This is a genomic window from Mycobacterium ahvazicum, assembly GCF_900176255.2.
GTDB classification, from domain to species: domain Bacteria; phylum Actinomycetota; class Actinomycetes; order Mycobacteriales; family Mycobacteriaceae; genus Mycobacterium; species Mycobacterium ahvazicum.
Genome location: NZ_FXEG02000002.1, coordinates 1258005 through 1281754, shown reverse-complemented (window position 1 = coordinate 1281754; position 23750 = coordinate 1258005). Strand labels below are relative to the sequence as shown.

Here is a 23750-nt window from a genome sequence, read left to right as displayed (position 1 = left end):
CGGTTGAGATCAGCTGCCGTAGGGGTACATCTCAAGCCGCTTGATGCTGACAACCACGTGATTGTCCGCGTCAACGAGGTCCAGGTCGCAGACGGTTCGGCTGTTTTTCGCCGCGCCATTGGAGAGCACGCAGCGCAGCCCATCGCCGAGCGCACCGGCTCGGTAGCGCACGATCTCGCCCACCCGCAGCGGCAGCACCTTGGCCCCGAGCTGTTCAAAGCTCCACACCAGTGCCGCTTGCAGGCAGCCGTCGAGCGCGGCCGGATCGGTCGCCCAGCCTTCCCCCGCCCAACCCGCCACCGAGAGCCCGTACAAGGGGGCCGTGGCGGACGACGTCTGGCAGTCGACGCCCTCGAGGACCTGGAAGGCGGGACCGTGGAAGAGCGCACCGTTGGTGTAGCAGGTATCGCGGTTGAGCTGTTTGCCGCCGGCCGGCGCGCTAGCCAGAGTCGGCACCGCCGTTGAGCCCCTGCCTATTTCGAGCGTCGCGGAATAGTAGGCGTTCGATCCGGAAGCGTCGGACAACGTGCACGCCAGCCGATGTGGGTGACCATCGATCGACGCGCAACGCACCAGCAGTGCGTCCCCGCGTTGGTCGAACTCGGACAGCGTCACGCCGCGCAGCACCCGCAGGTCGACGACGCGATCCACACGCTGGCCTGGGCGGCACGCCTGCGCCATCCGCACAAACCATTCCAGCGCCTGCACGATGGGCAGGACCACGTTGCCCTGGATGCGGTGGTCGGCCAGATACGGTTGGCGGGCGGCCTGGGCCACCACACGCGCGACCCGGCCCTCGGCGGACACCGGATGGGTTGGCACACCTGCCAATACGCCGTCTCCGAGGATCACCTCCGGACTGGCCGTCTGCCCGTCCAGCACGTCGGAGACGAATGCGTGGGCACCGTCGGCAAGCGGGATCAAAGAGATTCCCCGGGACTCGAACATCGCCTTGAGACCGGGCGTCACCATACCCGAATCCCAAGGGCCCCAGCCTAATGCGCGAACAAGGCAGCCGGGACCGCGGCGGGCCTGTTCGGCCAGGGCGACCTTGTTGAGTATCTCGTTGGCCATGGCGTAGTCGCTTTGGCCGACGTTGCCGCTGCGTGCTGCCACCGACGAGAACAGGCAGACCAGCTTCAGCGAGTCACCGGCTGTCGCGTCGAGCAGGGCGCACAGACCGCCGACCTTCGTCTCGAAGACACGGTCGTATCCGTCCAGGGTCTTCTTGTGCAAAGGCGCGTCGGCCAATACACCGGCGCCGTGGACCAACCCGGTGATGGGCCCGAAGTCGGCGCGCACGCGGTCAAGCAGCGCGCCGAGTTGAGACGCATCGCGCACATCGGCCGTGGCGTAGCGGACCCGCGAGCCGGCGGCGGATAGGGCAGCAAGCGTGGCGCGCACCTCGCGATCGGCCAGGATGCGCTGCACCTGTTGTTCGAGCTGCTTGGGCGTCAGCTTAAGTCCTTGTGCCGCAGCGCCAGTCAGCAAGGCGCGCTTGAGTTCGGCGTCGGATGTCAGCCCCCGCGCGGCGGCTGGTTCGTCGCCGAGTTCGGTGCGCCCGATCAGCACGAAGCTGGCCCGAGTCTGTTCCGCCAGCGCGATCACCGACGCGGCGGTCACTCCGCGGCCGCCACCCGAGACGACAATGACGTCACGCTGGTCGATGCGACGGGTGTGGGTGGCCACCGGCGCCGCGTCGGCGACCACCGTGACTCGTCCGTGCGCGCTGCCCAGACCGACTTCCAATTCGGCCCCACCCGCCAATATCTCCTGCGCGATGTGCTCGGCGATGGCGGTCGGGGCAAGCTGTGCGGCCGCGATGTCGATGGCCTTGACTTGTGCCCTGGGCCATTCCTGCGCGGCTGTCTTGGCCAGGGCGCCGATGCCGCCGGCCCATGCGCGCGAGCCCGGCTCGGTGAGCAGACCGAAGGTGCCGCCGGTATCCGCAACGGTGACGAAGACGCCGCCGTGTTCTTCATATCGCGCGGCGATGCGTTGTGCATCGGCGAAGACCGCGCGGTTGAGGGCCAGCAAGTCTTCCCGGCTGGTTGTCTGCTGCAGCCCGCCGAGGTGGATCACGGCCTCGGCGCTGGCGCTCGGCTGGTTAACGGTGGTGGCGCTGATCCCGTGGTCGCGAAGGAGGCCGGCCAGGGCCTCACCGACGCCCGGTGCGGCGGCGACAATCTCCACGTTGGCGGCATTGTAGAGGCCCGGCATCGCCATTCCGCTTGCCGGAGCAGCGATTGCGCGCACCGCGTGGCGCGCGATCGCTACTCCGGCTAACTCAAAAGGGAGGCGGTCACCCGCCATGGCGCCGCTGGAGATGGCAGGGACCGGCGGTGGGGCATGCATCGGTGGGGCGCCAGTGTGGGCGACGGGGGCCATCAGCGACTGCAGATAATCAACAATCTCCTGCAACGTCCCCAACGACGCCATCGCCCCAGTCTCCACATCAGGCAACACCGGAACCCGCTCCTGCACCCCCGACAAAATCTCCACCCGCTTAATCGAATCGATGCCCAAATCCGCCTCTAACGCCATCGACAAATCAAGCATCTCAACGGGATAACCCGTCTTCTCCGCCACCACATCCAACATCTGACCCACCAAATCCACCCCCACCACCGACACAACCACCGGGGCCACCGCAGCCGTCGCCGCCGACGGGGCCGGGGCAGGCGGAGCGACCGGGGTCACCAATGCAGTTCCGTTGGCAGTAGCCGGAATTGGAGCAAGTGGCGCGGTCGCCGCCGACGGGGCCACCAGACCTTGCAAAACGCGTTGCAGGCTGTCGAAGGCGTCCCGCAGCGTTCCTACCGCTGCGATCATCTCCGTCACCGCTTCGGCACTCAGCACGGGTGCGGCCGCGGGCGCCGCGACAGGCGCAGGAGCCGCCATCGTCACCGGCGCAGGCGGAGCGATCACGGCGGTCGCGGACGCACCGAGGTGGCCATTGCCATTGCCATTGCTGACGGCATGACCGTTGCCATTGCTCGCGGCATGACCGTTGAGCGCGGCCGCGGGCGCGGCGGGCATCACCGTCGGGGCAACCGGCGCCGGCGGCGGGACCGCGGACGGCGTGCCGTTGATGTGGACCACGGGGGTAATGGATTCAGATGGCATAGATTTGGACTCCGATTCGGTCCTGTGCCCGTTGCTGCGGCCACTGCGGACGAGAATTGTTTCGGTATCGGACGGTCGCCGCACAGCCTCATCGCTGATTGGCGGCCGTCCATAATTGGATCCGTTGATCTTCAAGGTCAGCTTCGGCTTCTCGCGGTTGCGCGGATCGTCGCCGATGCGATAGTCGGCCCACAGGTCCTCGAAATTCATCGGGACGCCCGCGGCGACGAGTTGGGCCAATCCGATCCACAGCGATCGAATGCCATTGCGGCCCTTGGCATCCAGCGACACCGCGGAGTGCTCCTCGCCGGCGAGACACTTGCCGACAAGATTTGTCAGCACGCCGCCGGGGCCGACCTCGATGAAGGTGCGCGCACCGGCGCGCCACATTGCCTGAATCTGCTCGACGAACCGCACCGGCTGAGCGATCTGGTTGGCAAGCGTGGTCCGCATTTGTTGGGCATCACCGGCATACGGCTGCGCTGTCGCATTGGCGTAGACGGGCACCTCGGGCATGCCGAACGCGACACCGGCCAGGAATGAACCGAATGGGACCGCCGCCGGGCTGACGATGTCGGAATGGAATGCGGTAGCGACATCCAGGCGTCGCGCCTTGATGCCCGCCGCGGCAAACCGCTGCGCCGCGTGGTCGATGGCGGTGCTATTCCCGGACAGCACAGCCTGATCGGGAGCATTGTGGTTCGCGATGACAACCGGGAGCCCCCACTCCCCAATCAGTTGGCGGACCTGCTCGACGGGCGCTGTCACCGCACACATCGCGCCGTCGCTGTTAGTGGCCGCTTCGGCCATCAGCTCACCGCGCTTACGCGCAATCTGCAGCGCCACCTCGCCGCTGAAAACTCCTGCGGCACTTAGCGCGGTGACTTCGCCGAAGCTGTGACCACCGACGGCAACGGGTGCAATGCCCAGCGAGTGAATCACCGAGAGCAGACTCAGACTGTGCGCGCCAATACCCGGTTGTGCCCACTCGGTTTTCGTCAGCTCGGCCGCCTGCCGCGCGCGCTCGTCATCGGCGAAGGCCGTCTTCGGCCAGACGACGTCGTGCAGATCGCGATCGGCATTCAACCGGTCAGCTCGCGCGCACTCCCATGCCGCCAACGCAGACTCGTGAAGCTGCGGCAGGTCGGCGCCCATGCCGACGTACTGGCTGCCCTGTCCCGGGAACAGCAATGCGACGGGCCCCGGTCGCTGCGCCGAGTAGAAGTAGCCCCTCGGGGAGGCGAACGACGACGGGACATCCGCCGCGCTGAGCTTCGCCGCGACGTCGTCGAGCATGGTCTGCAAGGTCGCAATACTGTCGGCGACGACAGCCAGCCGGTGAGGTTGCGCGGCGTTGTACGCGGCTTGCGTGTTGCGCGCGATCCAGCTGAGCATGTCCGGACTGTCGACCAGCGATGCCGACAGCGCAGCGGCTTGCTCGGAGAGCGCCGCCGCAGAAGGCGCGCCGAGCACGACCAGTTCGGAATCCCACGAGCGGAACCGATAGGCACGCTTTCCGGTGCCCGCGTACTCCTCGACGGCGACGTGAAAGTTGGTGCCGCCGAAGCCGAACGAGCTGACCGACGCACGCCGGGGAACACCGTTGTCGGCCAGCCATGGCTTGGACTGGGTGGAAAGGTAAAACGGCGACTGCTCGATCTCGAGGGCCGGGTTCGGCCGGTCGATCTTGATCGTCGGCGGCAATACCTTGTGGTGCAGCGCCATCACCACCTTGAACAGCCCACCCGCGCCAGCCGCACCCTTGGTGTGCCCGATCTGGGACTTGACCGAGCCGAGTGCGCACCACTGCCGATCCTCGCGCCCCGACGCGTTGAAGACCTCCCGCAACGCTTCGAACTCGGCGGCGTCCCCGGCTTTGGTCCCGGTGCCGTGCGCTTCGACGAGCCCGACCGTTTCCGGGCCGTAGCCCGCAGCCTCATAGGCGCGCCGTAGGGCCTTCGCCTGACCAGCCGGGCTGGGCGCATAGATGCTCTTTGCCCGGCCGTCCGAGGAGGTGCCGATGCCCCGGATCACCGCGTAGATCCGGTCGCCCTCGCGCTCGGCGTCGTCGAGACGCTTGAGCGCGAACATGGACAGTCCTTCGCCCAGCATCGTGCCGTCGGACTGGTCGGAGAAGGGGCGGCAGTCGCCACTGGCCGACAGCGCCGTCACCTTGGCGAAGCACATGTACATGAAGATGTCGTTGAAGGCATCGACTCCGCCGGCGAGCACCATGTCCGATTCGCCGAGGTATAGCTCGTGCAGCCCGGCTTCGAGTGCTGCCAGCGAGCTGGCACATGCCGCGTCGATGACGCAGTTGGTACCGCCGAGATCGAAGCGGTTGGCGATCCGCCCGGCGATCACGTTGCCGAGCAGCCCGGGGAAGGTGTTCTCCTGCCAGGTCGCGTAGTTCGACGTCACGCTTTTGCTGAACGCGGCAACCTCGGGCTCCGACAGACCGGCAGCCCGCAGTCCTCGCTCCCAAACCGGCCGGTGCAGACGGCCGCTGATGTAGGTGATCAGCTCCGTGCCGCCGGAGGCACCGAGGATGACGCTGATCCGTTCGCGATCGATGTGAGAAAAATCACCACCCGCCGCGTCCTCTAAAACTTGTTGCGCGACCCGTAGTGCAAGCAGCTGGGCGGTATCGGTCGCGGGCATAACGTTCGGCGGAATGCCGAAATCCATTGGTGAAAAGTCGACATCAGGCAAGAATCCGCCGCGACGCGCGTATACCTTGTCCGGCATATGCGGATCGGGGTGGTAGTAGTCGTCAATGCGCCAGTGTGACTCGGGGACCTCGGAGAACAGGTCGACGCCGCCGATGATGTTGCGCCAGAAGCGCTCGGCTTCGGGAGACCCGGGAAACAGCGCGCTGACGCCAACAACCGCAACTGGGGGGTGCTTGGATGCCATCGATCACCTTTGCATTGGCTAGACGAGCAACATCGAGTGTTTACTTGCGGCACGCCGAAGATTGATCGTCCGGGTTTTGCTGCATTGACCTGTCCCCCCAGACAGGCCGAGCGCTCGCGGGGACCATATCAGAACCGCGCCTGTTGTACTGACGAACTGTCAATACCGTTTGACCGACATTCCGGGCCGGTGATGACCAACGGTTTTGCGGGTTGACATAGTTGGTTATGGGTGATTCGGGTGCCTCTGCCAGCAATTTCCGTTGTCGCACACCGTGCGTACGGTCTCCGCGCCAACAGCCGCCGGGCGCACGCGTAAACACACCCGGCGAGCTTTGCTAAAGCGCCTGGATACGCCGCTGCGGCGGTCGGCGGCGTTGAATTCAGGCGTCACCAAATCCGTCAATTCGCGGTTACTGACGAGTAACAGGAAATATCTGGATATTGTTCGCGTTCCGCCGCCTTTTGCGAGCACGTGAATAGGCCGTGTCAGCTTCGGTGCGCCCCGAAAGCGGGTCGTCTCCGCGGAATTATCGGATCACAATGCGCTAACCGCACGTCAGCAGCTCACAATTCCGCAACACCGGCACAGTTTGTCGCCATGCGGAAAGGGCCCGCATTCGTCTGCTGCAGGCCGGAAACACCTACAAAGAAAGCGGGCGTGGGGTGTAGTTGAACGCTTGCGCCGGAACGGGCACACCGCATTTGCGAGCCTGGTGGGCCCGGCTGATGTGGGTGGCGCCCTCAAGCAAATTCAGCGCTACTTGATCGACTGTCCGCTGCTCGGCGTCCTCCAGATAGCTACCCACCACCCAGCTGTTGAAGGCTCCCATCGAGGGGCCGCACCAGATCTGGTAGTCCAGGACACGATCCAGTTGCCCATCGATCGCCCACCGGCTTGATTTGCCGAGGTACCAGCGGAAGACCAGCCCCATCTGATATTTCGAGTCTCGGGTCGCGAGTTCAAGCACCGCGGGGTCGCGCTGCTCCCAGTACTGATGTGTTTCGGCCCAGACCTCCCCGACACTCTTGCCGAGGATTTTCTCCAGCTCCGCACCGTGCTTGTCCACGACGGCACTCAGGTTGGGGTTGGCCGCATACCACTCGTAGAGCTTCTTCGCCCGGGGGCCGAACATGGCACCACGCTTGAGGACCTGGAGGTTCACGCCCATCTCGAACATGTCGGACGCCGGGGCCATCATCACGTCGGCCACTCCGGCCTTGGCCAGCATCCCGCGGGCGTGCGGCGAAAGGCCCGACTCGATGCACGACTGGTTGACCGAGCCGGTCAGTACGTAGGCGGCGCCCATCGCGAACGCGCCCGCGACCGACTGTGGTGTTCCAAGCCCCCCGGCGGCACCCACGCGGATCCGGGTGGCCAGGCCGTGCTGCTGTGCCAGCTTGTCGCGCAGCAGGACGATTTCCGAGAACAACGCCGGCAGCGGGCGGTTGTCGGTGTGGCCGCCGCTGTCGGCCTCGACCGTGATGTCTTCGGCCACCGGTACATGCGGCGCGAGCTCGGCTTCCCGCTGAGTCAGCTTGCCGGACGCGACGAGCGCCGACACCAACGCCGCGGGCGCGGGCTCCATGAACATGCGGGCGACCTCGGGACGCGAGATCTTGGCCATCACGTGGTTCTTGCGAACGATCGCGCCGGCCGGATCGGTCGACAGGCCCGACAGGGCGTAGTGCACGACCGCGAGGGTCAGCTTCATGAACGCCGAGGCCTCGACGACGCGGACGCCCCGTTCGATGAACAGCTCGGCGACCCGGCCCTCGAGCGCAACCTCGTTGGGCGAGTGGATCAGGTTGGCGCCCCAGGCAAGTGGCCTGCCGGCCAGCCTCGCCTGAATCTCCGCCAGCCCTCGTTCGACGGCAGCGAACGAGAGGCCGCCCGCGCCGAAGAAGCCCAGCATCCCGGCCTCCGCGATGGCCACCACAAGTGCAGGAGTGGCGATCCCGTTGGCCATGGCACCGGTGACGTAGGGGAAGCGGATCCCGTGGGACTCGCAGAACTCGCGGTCGCCGAGCCATTCCGGATAGATCGGCGGAAGCGTCCCCATCAGTGATATGTCGGCCCCACCGGCGCCGACCAGTTCGCCGCCCATCGCCAGGCCCAGCTGACCGGTGGCGTCCTCGCGGACGACATGAACCGGGTGGCGCACGTACTGCAGGATGTGAGCGATGTCTTGCGGCGCGAACGCCGCCGGCGCGGTCGTCGCTCGCCAGCCGCCCAAGCTAGGGCTCACAGCCGCTTCGGTGCGATCGCTTAATACAGCGGTAGGTCGCTCATCCACTGCCGAGTCCTTCCATCACAGCGTTGACGCGTATCCCCCGCGGTGGCCGAAGCCGTCTGTCGAAAAATCAAGAATGAGCTTCTCATGGACCGCGACCGTGCGGCTGAGGAATCTCAACTCCGTCCGGAAAGTTGTCGGGGCACTCTCCTATAATCGAACTTGTGTTCGAATCAGCCGATCCCGCCGATCTGGTGACGGAGATCGAGTCAACGCACCGGCAGGAGTCGATGCTGGTGGCGCGGCGGATGGCCGCCGTGGCGGCATTGCTTCGGCACCGGGCGGCCGCCACCAAGCAGACCGAACGCGGGCATGGCTATGCCGTGATCGACGGGTTCGAGCGGACCGCGGCCGAGGTGGCCGCCGCGATGAACCTCTCCCCGATGGCGGCAAGTTATCTGGTGACATACGCGGAGTCGCTGGATACCCGGCTTCCCAACCTCGCGGCTCTGCTGTCGGAGGGCCGCACCGATTGGCGCACCGTCCGGTTGATCATCAGCCGCACCGACCTGATCACCGATGACCGGCTGATCGCCGAGGTCGACCGTTCACTGGCCACCCGCATCGGGAAATGGCACGGCTGGTCACGACAACGCATCGTCAATGCGGTCGACGCCACGGTGCGGGCGGTCGATCCCGATGCTGCCCGTCAACGACGCGAGACCGCCGAGAATGACCGGTATATCGCGATCAGCACGCTGAACAACGGGATGGCGGACATCTACGGCACCGTCGGGGCCACGGCCGCGACCGCCTTCGATCGTCGGCTCTCGCAACTCGCGGGCCAAGTGTGCGCCGCCGACCCGCGGACGATGGATCAGCGCCGTGCCGACGCCTTGGCCGCGCTGACGCAGGGGCGGGCCCTGGTGTGCCGCTGCGAACAGCCGAACTGTCCTGCCACGGCCGGCGCCGACGACAGCGATCCGGATTCAGCCGGTGTGCGGGTGGTCATCAACGTGGTCGCCAGCGCACAAACGGTCTATGCCGACGGCGATGAGCCGGGCTACCTCGAGGGTTACGGGATCATCGACGCCGAGCAGGTACGTGAATTGTCCGGCGCCGCAGCACAACTCGTTGCCAACCCGCTCTCCAGCCCGGCGGAGGCACTGCGCTACCAGCCATCCGCGGCACTCGAACGCTTTGTTCGTTGCCGGGATCTGACCTGTCGCTTCCCGGGCTGTAGCCGTCCCGCAGTGGTATGTGATATCGACCACACCATCCCGTTCAACCACCAGGACCCAACAGCCGGTGGCCTGACGGTGGCACACAATCTCAAATGCCTTTGTCGCCAACATCATCGGCTGAAGACCTTCCACGGTGGATGGCGCGACACACAACTTGCCGACGGCACCGTCGACTGGACCTCACCCAGCGGGCGGGTATACCGGACGCACCCGGCCGGGGCGGATCTTTTCGCTCACGCGCGCGGACCGGCGTGTGCCACACCGACTCCGGTGCGACGTGACAGATCCAAGCAGCGACGTGCTCGGATCAGTCAAGCGCGCATGCAGAATCGGCGGTCGCAAGCCCGCAAAGAGGAAGTTGCCGCGCGCAAGTTCCGAAACTATATGCGCGACAGTCTGTTCGCATTCAAGGGCGCATCGAGCACCAGCCCGTTCTGCACCTGGATCAACGAACCCCGCGAGCCCGAGGAACTACCCGATGATTGGGTCCCCGACGCCCCGACGCGGTTGCCCGACGACCCGCCCTATTGATAAAGCCTCACGAAAGCCTTTCGCGCAGACGGCGATTCACCGACTCCGGCAACAGCTTCGAGACGTCGCCGCCCATCATCGCGACCTCTTTGGCCAACGACGACGACACGAACGAATACTGCGGCGCGGTCGCCACGAAGAAGGTGTCCACGTTGGCGATGTGCTTGTTCATTTGCGCCATCTGCAACTCATACTCGAAATCGGTGTCGGTGCGCAGGCCCTTGACGATCGCGGTCATCCCATGGGAGGTGACGAAGTCCACCACCAGGCCTTGCCCGACCTCGACACGCAGATTCGGCAGATGAGCCGTCGCTTCCTCGATCATCGCCACGCGCTCGTCGATCTCGAACATTCCCTTCTTGGCGGGGTTGGTCAGGATCGCCACGACGACCTCGTCGAACTGACCCGCGGCGCGTTCGAAGACGTCGATGTGGCCCAACGTCACCGGGTCGAATGAGCCCGGGCATACGGCGCCGCTCATAAGCGACCAAGGTAGCAGGGCGTCTCAGTCATATTCGGCCAGCTCCAAACGGGTGTCGCCGTAAATTCGCTCCGGCCATGAGGTCCAGCCGTCCGGCCAGGTCAGCGAGGCGCCGGCGGCGGCCCGCTCGACGACTGCGACCGTGGCCGCGCGCACCCAGCCATGAGCGCTCAGCGCGGTCAGGACCGCCTCGACCTCGGCGGCCTCGACGTCGTAGGGCGGGTCGGCGAGCACCAGATCGACCGGGGATGCGGTCCCGCCGGCCAGCACCGCGGCCACCGAGCCCCGGCGCAGCGTCGCGCCCGGCAGACCCAGGGCGTCGATGTTGCGCGCGATGACGGCCGCGGTGCGCTGATCGGACTCGACGAACAGCGCCGAGGCCGCGCCGCGCGAGAGCGCTTCCAGACCCAGTGCGCCCGAGCCCGCGTAGAGGTCGAGCACCGCCAAGCCGGTCAGATCACGCCGCGCGGTGACGATGTTGAACAACGACTCACGCACCCGATCGGTGGTCGGCCGGGTCCCGCGCGGCGGCACTGCGAGGCGTCGCCCTCCGGCGACGCCGCCGATGATGCGCGTCAGCTCAGCACCACCAGCAAATCCCCACCCTCGACCTGCGCGGTGCTCGACACCGCCACCCGGTCCACGGTGGCGTCCTTCGGAGCGGTGATCGGCGCTTCCATCTTCATCGCCTCGATCGTGGCGATGGTCTGGCCCGCGCTCACCCGATCGCCCTCTGCCACTGACACGGTGACGACCCCGGCGAAGGGCGCCGCGATGTGGTCGGCGTTGTTTCGTTCGGCCTTCTCGGCGGTCGGGATCGTGCTGGCAATGCTGCGGTCGCGCACCAGCACCGGACGCAGCTGGCCGTTCATGATGCACATCACCGTGCGCATGCCGCGCTCATCGGGCTCGGAGATGGCCTCCAGACCGATCAACAGGTCGACCCCGCGTTCCAGTGTCACCTGGTGCTCTTTGCCCTGCCGCAGACCGTAGAAGAACTGATTGGCCGACAGATGCGACGTGTCGCCGTAGGTTTCCCTGTGCTCCTCGAATTCCTTTGTCGGACCGGGGAATAGCAGTCGATTGAGGGTGGCTTGGCGTTTGGTACCGCTCAACGCGAGCCCGGCCTCGTCTTCTCCGCTGAGCTGCTGAACCGGCTTGGCGGGCCCGCGGCCCTCCAGCGCGGCGCTGCGCAGCGGCTCCGGCCAGCCACCGGGCGGATCCCCGAGCTCGCCACGCAGGAATCCCACCACCGATTCCGGGATGTCCAATCGCGAAGGCTCCGAAGCGAATTCGTCTGCGGTCAGCCCTGAACCGACCAGGGCCAGCGCCAGGTCGCCGACCACCTTCGACGACGGAGTGACCTTGATCAGCCTGCCCAGCACGCGGTCGGCACCCGCGTACGCCTCTTCGATCTCTTCGAATCGATCGCCCAATCCCAGCGCGATCGCCTGCTGGCGCAGGTTCGACAATTGGCCACCCGGGATTTCGTGGTGATAGACCCGCCCCGTCGGACCGGGAAGCCCGGATTCGAAGGGCGCGTAGACCTTTCGCAGCGCCTCCCAGTACGGCTCCAGTGCGCATACGTCCGAGAGCGACAGACCGGTGTCGTGCTCGGTGTGCGCGGCGGCGGCGACGATCGAGCTCAGTGCCGGCTGGCTGGTGGTGCCCGCCAGTGGCGCGGCGGCACCGTCGACGGCGTCGGCACCCGCGTGCCAGGCGGCCATATAGCTGGCCAGCTGGCCGCCCGGGGTGTCGTGGGTGTGTACGTGGATGGGCAGGTCGAACCGACTGCGCAACGCGCTGACCAACTGATGTGCCGCCTGCGGCCGTAGTAGCCCGGCCATATCCTTGATGGCCAGCACGTGCGCGCCTGCGTCCACGATCCGCTCTGCCAGCTTCAGGTAGTAGTCCAGCGTGTAGAGCCGCTCCCCCGGGTCGGACAGGTCACCGGTGTAGCACATCGCGACTTCGGCAATCGCTGAACCGGTTTCGCGAACGGCATCGATAGCCGGGCGCATCGAGTCCAGGTTGTTGAGCGCGTCGAAAATGCGGAAGATGTCGATACCGGTCGCGGTCGCCTCTTCGATGAACGCCGAGGTGACCAGTTCCGGATATGGCGTGTACCCCACCGTGTTTCGGCCTCGCAGCAGCATCTGCAGACAGATGTTGGGCATCGCTTCGCGCAGCGTGGCCAGCCGCTCCCAAGGATCCTCTTTCAGGAAGCGAAGCGCCACATCGTAAGTGGCGCCACCCCAGCACTCGACCGACAGCAGTTGCGGCATCGTCCGGGCCAGATAGGGCGCCACCATCATCAGCCCACTGGTGCGCACCCGGGTCGCGAGCAGCGACTGGTGGGCATCGCGGAAGGTCGTGTCGGTCACGCCCACCGCCGGTGACTCGCGCAGCCAGCGCGCAAAACCCTCGGGCCCCAACTCAACTAGCCGCTGCTTTGATCCGGCCGGCGGCTCGGCCTCGAGATCGACCAAAGGCAGCTTGTCGTGTGGGTAGACCGTCGACGGGTGCGTGCCATGCGGATGGTTGACCGTCACATCGGCCAGGTAGGTGAGGATCTTGGTGCCCCGGTCGGCCGAGCCGCGCGCGGTCAGCAGGTGTGGGCGCTCATCGATGAACGACGTGGTGATCCGCCCGGCCTGGAAATCCGGATCGTCCAGAACCGCTTGCAGGAAAGGAATATTCGTCGACACCCCGCGAATCCGGAACTCAGCGATCGCGCGCCGGGCCCGGGACACCGCCGTGTGGAAGTCGCGGCCCCGGCAGGTCAACTTGACCAGCATCGAATCGAAGTGGGCGCTGATCTCCGCGCCGAGGTTGGTGCTGCCGTCCAGACGGATGCCGGCACCGCCGGGACTGCGGTACGTGCTGATCCGCCCGGTGTCGGGACGGAACCCGTTGGCCGGATCCTCGGTGGTGATCCGGCATTGCAGTGCGGCGCCGTGCGGCCGGATGTTCTCCTGGCTCAGGCCCAGATCCTCCAGCGTCTCGCCGGAGGCGATGCGTAACTGGCTGGACACCAGGTCGACGTCGGTGATCTCCTCGGTCACGGTGTGCTCCACCTGAATCCGCGGATTCATCTCGATGAAGACGTAATGACCGCTCTCGTCCAGCAGGAACTCCACGGTGCCGGCACAGCTGTACCCGATATGCCGGGCGAAGGAGACGGCGTCGGCGCAGATCATGTCGCGCAACTCCGCGGAAAGGTTTGGCGCGGGCGCCAATTCGATGACCTTCTGGTGACGGCGCTGCACGCTGCAGTCGCGCTCGTGCAGGTGGATCACGTTTCCGGTATTGTCGGCCAGGATCTGCACCTCGATGTGGCGCGGCTTGACCACCGCCTGCTCGAGATAGACCGTCGGGTCACCGAACGCCGACTCGGCCTCACGGCTGGCGGCCTCGATCGCCTCGGTCAGCGCATCGATGTCGGCGACGCGCCGCATACCTCGTCCCCCGCCGCCGGCAACAGCCTTGACGAACAACGGAAACCGCATGTCGGCGGCGGCGGACACCAGCTCCTCGACCGACGCCGAGGGCGCCGAAGATGCGAGCACGGGCAGCCCGGCTTCGCGGGCGGCCTCGATTGCCCGTGCCTTATTCCCGGTCAGTTCAAGGATTTCGGCGCTGGGACCGACGAACGTGATGCCGGCGGCCGCACAGGCCGCGGCCAAGGCCGGGTTCTCCGACAGGAAGCCGTACCCGGGATAGACGGCGTCGGCGCCGGCCCGGGCGGCGGTTTCGACGATCTCGTCGACCGACAGGTAAGCGCGCACCGGATGACCGACGTCGCCGATCTGATACGACTCGTCGGCCTTGAGCCGATGTACCGAGTTGCGGTCCTCGTACGCATACACGGCCACCGTGCCGACGCCGAGTTCGTAGGCTGCGCGGAACGCGCGTATCGCGATCTCACCGCGATTGGCCACCAGCACCTTGGAGATCACCCGCGACTCCTTACAGAAGTGTCGACCAATAGTCCCAGAACCGCACCATGATCAGCAGAAACACCGCGGTGAACCACAGCGCGGTGATCGACCATCGCCATTGATAGAGCAACCGCGCAGCGGTGCTGTCGAGTGCCGGACGAAACACGATGGACCCGACCACCACCAGCAGCGTGATCGTCATCGCCCACACCACCATGCAATACGGACACAACGCCCCGATCCGGTACAGACTTTCGAAGATCAGCCAGTGCACGAACCCCGCTCCGACCAGCAGTCCGACCTCGAGCGAAACCCAAAACCACTGGGGTAGCTCAACTTTCGCCACCGCCAGGACGCCGGCAACTAGCACCACGGTGAACGCCCCGATGCCCAGCAGCGGGTTTGGAAAGCCGAACAACGACGCCTGCGGCGTAACCATCACCGAACCGCACGACAGGATCGGGTTGAGGTTGCACGACGGCACATACGACGGGTTGAGCAGGAGGTCGATCTTCTCGACGGTCAGGGTCGCCGACGAGACCAGCCCGATCGCTCCGGCGATCAGCACCCACCACGCGCTGGCCGTCGGTACCGATGGATCACGCGTCGAAGCCGATGTCGGATCGCCGGACCGCCCGGCGGGTTCGACCGACACCGGGACCGTCACGAAGCCGGAGGAGCGACGGGTGCGTCGATACCCGGCACGTCGCCCACTATGGTCTTGATCTTTCCGACCAGCGCATCGGGTGTCGACGGCTCGTAGTTCTCACCGTTGATCTTGATCGTCGGGGTCGCGGTGATGCCCGCGGCCGAGGCTTCGCCACTGACCTTGGAGATGTACTTCCCGCTGTTGATGCAATCGGGCACCTTGCCGACGACGCCGGCCTCGCGGGCGAGTTCGATCAATTTGGCGTTGTCGGGGAAGCTGCTCCCCCGCTCGTCGGGCTGGATACCGGTCGTGAACAGTGCGGTGTGAAAACGGCGGAACGCGTCCATGTTCTCGTCGGCGACGCACAGCGCTGCCGCCCCCGCCCGCGACGAATAGTTCTGGTTCTTGGAGCTGTCGAGAATGGCCACCATCGAGTAGTCGGCCGCGATGGCTCCGGAATCGATCAGCTTGGCGACCGTCGGCCCGAAGGTGCGCTCGAAATTGCCGCAGGCCGGGCACAAGAAGTCCTCATAAAACGTCACGACAGCCTTCGGGTTGTTCGTCCCGGGCTGGTTGACCACCTTGCTCGACGTGACGCGAACGGTGTCACCCTGACCGGCGATGCCACCCTTCTTGTCCTTATGCGATGTCACGATGTAGAACACCAGCGCGACCGCGAAGACGATGATGAACGCGGTGCCGCCGATCTGAATGAGCCGACCGGACTTCCCGTCTGACGCCTTCAGGTCGAATCGGGGGGGACGTTTCGATTTGTCGGCCACAGCTTCGGTGATCCTTCTGTGTTGGGGCGGCGTGCGGGCGTTACGTCGGAGACCGCGGTACTAGATTACCGGCGAGCGCCGCGCGGCAAATCAGGCCCGGCTCAGGTGAGCGCGCAGTGCGGAAATCAGATCACTGGTGGCGGCGGCGCTGGCGCCCCCCAGCTGAAACAGGCTGGCGAATCCGTGAGTCAGCGAGCCCATGTACCGCAGGTCCACCGGGGTGCCGGCGTCCTGCAGCGCGGAGGCGTAAGCCTGACCTTCGTCGCGCAACGGATCGAAGCCCGCCACGGCGATCAGCGCGGGCGCCAACCCGGACAATGACTCGGCATACGCAGGCGAGACGCGCGGATCCGTCAGGTCGATGCCGGTGCCGTTGAGGTACTCCGCGGTGAACCAGTCGATATCGCGTTTGGTCAGCAGGAAGCCGCGGGCGAACAGGCTCAGCGAACGATTCTGCGCGGTGAAATCGGTCCGCGGGTAGATCAGCCACTGCAGCAGCGGCGCCGGCCCATCCTCTTCGCGCGCCAACTGGCACACGACGGCGGCCAGGTTGCCGCCCGCGCTGTCTCCCCCGACCGCGACGCGCCCCGGGTTCGCGCCGAGTTCTCCGGCATGGTCGTGGGCCCACTTGAACGCCGCGTAGGCGTCGTCGATCGCGGCTGGCGCCGGATGCTCCGGCGCCAGCCGGTAGTCGATCGACAGCACCTGAATCCCGGCGTCGCGGCAGGTCAGGCGGCACAGCGCATCGGCGGTGTCCAGATCTCCGATCGTCCAGCCGCCGCCGTGATAGAAGACCAGTAAGTCCGCGGGCCCATCGCTGGCCGGGCGGTAGTGGCGGGCTCCGATCCCGCCCGCCGGACCGGGAATCGTGAGGTCGTCGACCATGACGTGAATCTGGGGACCGGGTAGCGACAGCAGGGTCTGGCGCATCTGCGCCCGCGACGCCACCGGGTCGTCGTTGACGTCCAGCCCCTCGATGCCGGAGAGCCGCGTCGCGGACAGGACCAGCTGCAGCGTCGGGTCGAGCGTGTTGCCATCGATGATGATCGACCGGCCGCCGAATAGCAGCCGCTTCGCCGGTGTCGGAATCCAGGGAATGGCCTTGACGCCGACGTTGGTGACGACGTCCTGCACGCGATCGGCCCAGCGCGTCGATCCGCGTCGAGCTCCGGGATGCAGGTCCGGCGCGCCTGGCAGACTCTGTGTCATGTCCGGCCCCCTTGAATCAAACTCAGTCACCCTCAATGACGGTCATGCGATCCCCGCCGTCGGGTTCGGAGTCTTCCAGGTCCCTCCGGCAGAGACCGAGCAGGCGGTGCGTACCGCGCTGCAAGCCGGTTACCGGCATATCGACACCGCTGCCGCCTACCGCAATGAACGGGAAACCGGGCGCGCGATCGCCGATTCCGACGTGCCGCGGGATCAACTCTACGTGGTGACCAAGCTGTGGAACTCCGAGCAGGGTTACGACAGCACGTTGACGGCCTTCGACGCCAGCATGGACCGGCTCGGCCTCGACTATCTCGACCTCTACCTGATCCACTGGCCGATGCCGGCGCTGGGAAAGTTTGTCGAAACCTTCAAGGCGTTCGCGCATCTGCGCGACCAGGGCCGGATCCGCTCCATCGGTGTCAGCAATTTCGAACCCGAGCATCTGATGGTTCTGATCGATGCCACTGGCATCGTTCCCGCGGTCAATCAGATCGAGCTGCATCCTCGTTTTCCGCAGACGGAACTACGAAAGGTGCACGCCCAGAGCGGAATCGCGACCGAGGCATGGGCGCCGCTGGGGCAAGGAGCGCTGCTCACAAATCCGACCGTCACCGCCGTTGCGCAAGGTTGTGGGCGGACACCCGCCCAGGTGTTGATCAGATGGCACATCCAGCTCGGTAATATCGTGATCCCCAAGTCAGTGAACCCTGCCCGGATTGCGAGTAACTTCGACGTGTTCGATTTCGATCTCAGCGCCGATGAAATGGCGACGATTTCCTCCCTCGACGACGGAAGTCGGCTTGGTCCTGACCCACGAACCTTCAGTTTCACAGGTAGGTGAATGACGTTGACTGGCGATGCGGGCCTCGCCGTGCCCTCGATCACTCTCAATGACGAAAACACGATGCCGGTGCTTGGCCTCGGCGTCGCGGATTTGTCGGAGGACGAGACCGAACGTGCTGTCTCGGCGGCGCTGGAGATCGGCTGCCGGCTGATCGACACGGCGGCGGCTTACGGCAATGAAGCAGCCGTCGGTCGCGCCATTGCCGCATCCGGGATTCCCCGCGCGGAGCTGTTCGTCACCACCAAGCTCGCCACCGCGGACCAGGGTCTCAAGGGCGCGCAGGATGCCTGCGAAGCCAGCCTCGAACGATTGGGCCTGGATTACCTGGACCTGTATCTGATCCATTGGCCGGCTGCGGCGCTGGGCAAGTATGTGGACTCTTTCGGTGGACTGCTGCAGGTCCGCGCCGCCGGACACGCCCGCTCGATCGGTGTCTCGAATTTCACCGCCGAACACCTCGAGATGGTGATCGACCTGACCTTCACCACTCCGGCGGTCAATCAGATCGAACTGCACCCGCTGCTGAACCAAGACGACATGCGCAAGACCAACGCGCAGCACAATGTCGTGACGCAGTCCTACACACCGCTGGCCCTGGGCAAGCTGAACGACAATCCGACCGTGAATTCGGTGGCCGGTGAGTACGGCAAGACGGCGTCGCAGGTGTTGTTGCGGTGGAACGTGCAACTGGGCAACGCCGTCGTCTTCCGCTCGGCATCACCGGAGCACATCGCCACCGACTTCGACATCTTCGACTTCGAATTGGCCGCCGAGCACATGGACGCGATCAACGCGCTCAGCGACGGAACCCGGCTGCGCCCGGATCCCGACACCTACGAAGGCACCTAGCGCCGGCGCCGGGCCGGCACCCCGACTGTGCGTCTGACGACGCCCCGGCGGCGTGTCGCGTCGCGAGATTCACACTCGCGCTCTCACGGCCCCGCCGGGCAGGTAGTGGCGGCCTGACGCAGCACGCTCGCCGATGCCTGATCCACCGGGAGTTGATAGCCCCTCAGCACCGCGATGAATTGCATCGAGTACTGACAGGCGAACGCCTTGTTGGGCGGCATCCACAGGGCCGGCGCCTGGTCACCCTTGTCCTGATTGGCCTGGCCCTGCACCGCCAGCAGGTTGGCCGGATCGTTGGCGAAGCGCAACCGCTCGGCATCCGGCCAGCCGAAAGCCCCCATGTCCCAGGCGTAGGCGAGCGGGACGATGTGGTCGATCTGCACCGCTTCGCCGACTTTCGCGCCGCGCTGGAATGCGATCGTGGTGTTGGTATACGGGTCGTGCAGCGTGCCGGTGGCAACGGCGGTGGGGCACCGCTTGATCGCCACATATGTCTTATCGACGAGATCGCGGTCGAGGATGTCGTCGCGGGTGTCACATCCGTTGTGCCCGCCCGGCGCGTCGTTGTCGTCGTCCCACGCATCGCCGAATGCCGACCTGCGGTAGTCGTAGTGGTGCACCCGAAGCGGTGCCACCGCGATGCCGGCCAGCACATCGACTCCGGGCGCCACCGTGGGCACGTCGGCGCGCGCGACGATCTCCGCGTGCCTGGCCGATGTCGATCCCAGCGTCTGGTAGGCGACCAGCACCGCGAGCACCGCGACTGCCGATAACCACAGCAGCACTTTGCGATTAATCTGCACCACTTCTGCTCATCGCTCCGCTCTGCATCGTCGCTGGGGCGTCACGACTTATCCAGGTATTCGATGCGATCAGTGTCGGTGAATTGTGCTGCCAGCGAATCCAATTCGGGATTTTGACGGTCGACCTCAAACGCCCGGGTGCAGAATTCGCGTGCCGCTTCGATGTAGGCCAGATGATCGGCCAGCGACAGCAGCCGCAGATTGATCGCCCGCCCGGACTGGTTGCGGCCCAGCACATCTCCTTCCCGGCGCTCTCGCAAATCCAGCTCGGAAAGGGCGAACCCGTCCAGCGTCGCGGCGACCGCGGTCAGCCGCCGGCCCGCCGCGGAGGCCGGCGAGCTCCACGTGGCAAGCAGGCACAGGCTCGGATGACGGCCGCGGCCGATGCGGCCACGCAGCTGATGCAATTGACTGATCCCGAATCGGTCGGCGTCCATCACCAGCATCACCGTGGCATTGGGGACGTCGACACCGACCTCGATCACGGTGGTGCACACCAGCACATCGGTCTCGCCGTTGCGAAAGGCGGCCATGGCGGCGTCCTTGTCGTCGGCGGCCAACCGTCCGTGCATCAGCCCCAGCCGCACGTTTGACAGCTCACCGCACCGCAGGCGGGCATAAAGCCCCTCGGCGGTCTCCGTCGCGCGCGCGTCCTCGGGCCCCTTCCCCGAATCGTCGGTCTCGTCGATGCGCGGTGCCACCACGTAGGCCTGCCGGCCGGCCGCCACCTCCTCGCGGATGCGCTGCCAGGCGCGGTCCAGCCAGGCGGGTTTGTCCTTGACGAAAATAACGTTGCTGGTGATGGGCTGGCGGCCGCGCGGCAGCTCGCGAAGCGTCGAGGTTTCCAGGTCACCGTAGACGGTCAGCGCGACGGTGCGCGGTATCGGCGTCGCCGTCATCACCAGCAGGTGCGGCGTGATGCCCGCAGGTGCCTTGGCGCGCAACTGGTCTCGTTGCTCGACGCCGAATCGGTGTTGCTCGTCGACGACTACCATGCCCAGGTTGGCGAATTCCACCACGTCCTGCAGCAGGGCATGCGTGCCGATGACGATGCCGACCTCACCGCCGGCGATCTCGCGGCGCACTTGGTTCTTCTGCGCGGTCGACATCGATCCGGTCAGCAGCGCCGCCCGGGTCGCCACGCCGCCTTCACTATCGGCCCCGCCCAGCTGGCCTGCCATCGCCAGTGGCCCTAGCACGTCGTTGATCGACCGCAGATGTTGTGCGGCAAGGACTTCCGTGGGAGCCAGCAGTGCGCACTGGTAGCCGGCATCGACCATCTGCAGCATCGCCAGCACCGCGAGGATCGTCTTGCCCGAGCCGACCTCCCCCTGCAGCAGCCGGTTCATCGGGCGATTTGCCGCGAGTCCATCGGACAGCACCTCGAGCGTTTCGCGCTGTCCGGCGGTCAGCTCGAAGGGCAAGCGGCCCAACAGTTGCGCGACCAAACCGTCTGACCGCCGGGGCGCCGATGGTCCCGATTGCGACAGCTCGCCGTGCCGGCGTGCAACCAGTGCCCATTGCAGGCCGATGGCTTCGTCGAACGTCAATCGTTCGCGCGCACGGCGGCGCTCCGCCTCGTCCTCGGCGAGGTGAATAGCCCGCAGCGCGGCGTCTTCGGACATCAGACCGTGTTCGGCGAGCAACTCCGCGGGCAGCGGATCGGTCACCGGATCGAGAACCTCGAGCACCTGGCGCACGCAGGCGTAGATGTCCCAGCTCTGCAGCTTGGTGCTGGCCGGGTAGATCGGGAAGAAGTGGCGGTCGAAGACCGATGTCAGTTCCTCGCCGGACAGGCCCGCGGAGGTGTCGGCGATGGTTTTCAGCGATTTGCTGCCGCGGTTGCGTCCGCTCGGCGAATTCAGGATGAGAAAGTCCGGATGGGTCAGCTGCATGGCGTTTCTGAAGTAGCCGACTTCACCGGAGAGCATCACCCGGGTGCCCTGGGTGAGGTCCTTGCTGAGGTAGTCGGCGTTGAAGAACGTCGCCGTCACCTTGCCGCGACCCGAGCCCACGGTGATGCGCAGGCATTTGCGCCGCGGATTCTTCTTCATCGGGAACGAGTGGGTGTCGGTGATCGTGTCGACGAGGGTGATGTGCTGGCCGACTTCGGGCCGCTCGGCCCCGTCCGCGGCATCCCATCTCGCGGCCGTCTCGGTATAGCTGCGCGGGTAGTGGCGCAGCAGGTCGTCGACCGTGCGGATGCCGAACACCTCGTCCAGGGAATTCGCCGCCTTGGCGCCCAGCACGTAGTCCAGCCGATCGCTGCGCGACGCCACGATTACTCGACGCCGATCAGCAGAGCGTCGCCGCGGTGGCCGGTGCGGTAGGTCACCAGCTCGGTGCCCGGATGGCGGTCGTGGACGTGCTCTTGCAGGATGGCCGTCACCGAATCGTCGTCGATGCCGGCACCGACCAGCACGGTCACCAGGTCACCACCGGACGCCAACAACAGATCGAGCAGGCCGATCGCCGCCCCGGGCGCGTCGGCGGCCACGATCAACACCTCGTCGCCCGCGATGCCCAGGCCGTCGCCGGGCTGGCAGCGGCCCGCCCAGGTCAGCGCGCTCTCGGTGGCGATACGCACCGATCCGTACCGGGCGCCGCCGGCGGCACGCGCCATCGTGTAGCCGTCGTCGACCGCCTGCCGGTCCGTTTCGTGCACGGCCAGCGCCGCCAGCCCCTGCACCATCGACCCGGTCGGTATCGGCACCACGTCGATGCCCCAGCCGATGGCCGCGGTGCAGCCGGCGACCAGCTCCTCGGCGGCCACGTAGCCGTTGGGCAGCACCATCACCTGCGCGGCGCCGGTGTCGACCACGGCCCGCATCAGTTGGTGGGCACTGATACCGGTGACCGGTTCGCCCGCGTCCGCCGCGGGCGACAACACGTGAGCGCCCTCGCCCGCGAACAGCTCGGCGGCGCCGCTACCGTCGACGACCGCCAGCACGGCCCGTTCCTTGGTCCAGCTGCCCGCGGGCAACCCCACGGCCCCCGAGCTCAGCGACGAAACCATGATCCGGCTCAGCCGTCCGGCCGCCAATCCGGCTTCCACGGCCGCGCCCGCGTCGTCGGTGTGCACGTGCACCGAATAGCTGGCCTGGTTGGTGAACGGCGCGGCGGCGATGGCCACGGAATCACCCAATTTCATCAGCCGGTCCCGCAGCGCGTTGGCCGCCGGCGGATTGCTTCCGTCCAGCCGATACATCACCTCGAACTGCGGTGCCGGCCGTTCGGGGGCACCGGCCACCTGCTGCTCGCGTGGTGAAAGCTCATAGACCGTGCGAGCGGGCGGCTGGCCGCCGACCGTCGAGCGCAGCGCGTCCAGCAGGACCAGCAGGCCCCGCCCACCGGCGTCCACGGCACCGGCGTCGGCCAGCACATCCAGCTGCTCAGGGGTCTTTTCCAGCGCGACGACGGCGGCGTCGCCGGCCGCGGTGATGGCCGAGGCCAGCCCGTCGTTCGCGCACTTCTCGACGGCGTCGGCAGCCGCCCGCAGCACCGAGACGATGGTTCCCGGGACTTCCCGGCCGCCCATCGAGGTGATCACCAGCTCGACGCCGCGCTGCAACGCCGCCCCGAGCAGCATCGCGTCCATGTGTGACAGCTCACCGCCGGAGCCCGCGGCCGCAGTAGCGGTGACGTCGGCGATACCGCGCAGGATCTGCGACAGGATCACCCCGGAGTTGCCGCGCGCGCCGTTGAGCGCACCGGCGGACAGGGCGGATGCGACCCGGGCGACGCAGCGCGGGCTGGCGTCCGCGCCGATCCCGGCGTTGGCCTCGGCCAGCGCGGAACGCATCGTGAACAGCATGTTTGCCCCGGTGTCGGAGTCGGCGACCGGGAAGACGTTGAGACGGTTTATCTCGTCGATGTGCGTGATCAGGTCGCTGACTGCGGTGTGCGCCCAGTCCCGCAGCGCCGGTGCGTCGAGCAGACGATCCGAACTGCCCACTGCGACCCACCTCCTCGGAGCCTTTCGAGCAGACCGCCCGGAATCCACATCTTGCCGGTATGGGCTGACCGGCCTATTGAGCCTAGCCAGCCGCGGCGACGCGCTCAGAAGTAAGCCGAGCGTCAGTTGTGGATCGTTTTGGTGGTTGCCCACCACAGTCGGTATCCTGGGCTGTCGCGGCGCG

At 66.4% G+C, this 23750-nt stretch carries 14 protein-coding genes; 3 read left to right on the top strand and 11 right to left on the bottom strand.

Translation table 11 applies throughout. From position 1 onward, the window contains the following. Positions 1-9: 9 nt before the first annotated feature. Positions 10-6042: a type I polyketide synthase gene (locus MAAFP003_RS08360; RefSeq protein WP_096286014.1), complete on the bottom strand. Its 6033-nt coding sequence runs from the start codon at positions 6040-6042 to the stop codon at positions 10-12. A gap of 643 nt (positions 6043-6685) precedes the next feature. Further along, positions 6686-8290 carry a PfaD family polyunsaturated fatty acid/polyketide biosynthesis protein gene (locus MAAFP003_RS08355; RefSeq protein WP_096286012.1) on the bottom strand — a complete coding sequence of 535 codons (1605 nt, stop codon included), beginning with the start codon at positions 8288-8290 and terminating at the stop codon, positions 6686-6688. Positions 8291-8499: 209 nt separating this feature from the next. Between MAAFP003_RS08355 and MAAFP003_RS08350 the strand changes: the two genes are divergently transcribed. Beyond that, positions 8500-10050 (top strand): HNH endonuclease signature motif containing protein, encoded by a 1551-nt coding sequence (locus MAAFP003_RS08350; protein ID WP_096286010.1) that lies wholly within the window; start codon positions 8500-8502, stop codon positions 10048-10050. A 7-nt stretch (positions 10051-10057) separates the two neighbouring features. Here MAAFP003_RS08350 and coaD read toward each other — a convergent pair whose 3' ends face one another. From coaD to MAAFP003_RS08320, 6 genes are all read right to left on the bottom strand, one after another. Next, positions 10058-10531: a pantetheine-phosphate adenylyltransferase gene (coaD, locus tag MAAFP003_RS08345; RefSeq protein ID WP_096286008.1), complete on the bottom strand. Its 474-nt coding sequence runs from the start codon at positions 10529-10531 to the stop codon at positions 10058-10060. 24 nt (positions 10532-10555) lie between these two features. Next, positions 10556-11110, bottom strand: a complete 555-nt coding sequence (gene rsmD, locus MAAFP003_RS08340) for a 16S rRNA (guanine(966)-N(2))-methyltransferase RsmD (RefSeq protein WP_096290976.1) — start codon at positions 11108-11110, stop codon at positions 10556-10558. Continuing rightward, the gene (locus MAAFP003_RS08335; RefSeq protein WP_096286006.1) at positions 11107-14490 is read right to left on the bottom strand and encodes a pyruvate carboxylase; all 3384 of its coding nucleotides are present in this window, start codon (positions 14488-14490) and stop codon (positions 11107-11109) included. The genes rsmD and MAAFP003_RS08335 overlap by 4 nt, the downstream gene beginning before the upstream one ends. A gap of 10 nt (positions 14491-14500) precedes the next feature. Further along, the gene (locus MAAFP003_RS08330; protein ID WP_423790866.1) at positions 14501-15139 is read right to left on the bottom strand and encodes a vitamin K epoxide reductase family protein; all 639 of its coding nucleotides are present in this window, start codon (positions 15137-15139) and stop codon (positions 14501-14503) included. Then, positions 15136-15903, bottom strand: coding sequence for a DsbA family protein (locus tag MAAFP003_RS08325; RefSeq protein ID WP_096286004.1), 768 nt, complete (start codon positions 15901-15903; stop codon positions 15136-15138). The genes MAAFP003_RS08330 and MAAFP003_RS08325 overlap by 4 nt, the downstream gene beginning before the upstream one ends. A 90-nt stretch (positions 15904-15993) precedes the next feature. Beyond that, the gene (locus MAAFP003_RS08320; protein ID WP_096286002.1) at positions 15994-17112 is read right to left on the bottom strand and encodes an alpha/beta hydrolase; all 1119 of its coding nucleotides are present in this window, start codon (positions 17110-17112) and stop codon (positions 15994-15996) included. On the opposite strand from MAAFP003_RS08320, the gene MAAFP003_RS08315 reads away from it, so the two are divergent. Both MAAFP003_RS08315 and MAAFP003_RS08310 read left to right on the top strand, forming a co-directional pair. Next, on the top strand, positions 17111-17956 hold the full coding sequence (locus MAAFP003_RS08315) for an aldo/keto reductase (protein WP_096286000.1): 846 nt from the start codon (positions 17111-17113) through the stop codon (positions 17954-17956). The genes MAAFP003_RS08320 and MAAFP003_RS08315 overlap by 2 nt on opposite strands. Beyond that, positions 17957-18808 carry an aldo/keto reductase gene (locus MAAFP003_RS08310; protein ID WP_423790865.1) on the top strand — a complete coding sequence of 284 codons (852 nt, stop codon included), beginning with the start codon at positions 17957-17959 and terminating at the stop codon, positions 18806-18808. It abuts the gene before it with no gap. An 83-nt stretch (positions 18809-18891) separates the two neighbouring features. On the opposite strand, the gene MAAFP003_RS08305 is transcribed toward MAAFP003_RS08310, so the two are convergent. Genes MAAFP003_RS08305 through MAAFP003_RS08295 form a run of 3 tightly spaced genes read right to left on the bottom strand, consistent with a single transcriptional unit; the run spans position 18892 to position 23566 of the window. Beyond that, positions 18892-19605 (bottom strand): HNH endonuclease family protein, encoded by a 714-nt coding sequence (locus MAAFP003_RS08305; RefSeq protein WP_096290973.1) that lies wholly within the window; start codon positions 19603-19605, stop codon positions 18892-18894. 47 nt (positions 19606-19652) lie between these two features. After that, a complete protein-coding gene (gene recG, locus MAAFP003_RS08300) occupies positions 19653-21890 on the bottom strand; it encodes an ATP-dependent DNA helicase RecG (protein ID WP_096285999.1) in 2238 nt (745 codons plus the stop codon). 2 nt (positions 21891-21892) lie between these two features. After that, positions 21893-23566, bottom strand: a complete 1674-nt coding sequence (locus tag MAAFP003_RS08295; RefSeq protein WP_096285997.1) for a DAK2 domain-containing protein — start codon at positions 23564-23566, stop codon at positions 21893-21895. Positions 23567-23750: the final 184 nt, after the last annotated feature.

Bases quoted from the DNA above. Each gene is read 5' to 3' on its own strand.
- MAAFP003_RS08360 (WP_096286014.1), bottom strand. From the start codon at position 6,042: ATGGCATCCAAGCACCCCCCAGTTGCGGTTGTTGGCGTCAGCGCGCTG.
- coaD (WP_096286008.1), bottom strand. From the start codon at position 10,531: ATGAGCGGCGCCGTATGCCCGGGCTCATTCGACCCGGTGACGTTGGGC.
- MAAFP003_RS08315 (WP_096286000.1), top strand. From the start codon at position 17,111: ATGTCCGGCCCCCTTGAATCAAACTCAGTCACCCTCAATGACGGTCAT.
- MAAFP003_RS08320 (WP_096286002.1), bottom strand. From the start codon at position 17,112: ATGACACAGAGTCTGCCAGGCGCGCCGGACCTGCATCCCGGAGCTCGA.
- MAAFP003_RS08310 (WP_423790865.1), top strand. From the start codon at position 17,957: ATGACGTTGACTGGCGATGCGGGCCTCGCCGTGCCCTCGATCACTCTC.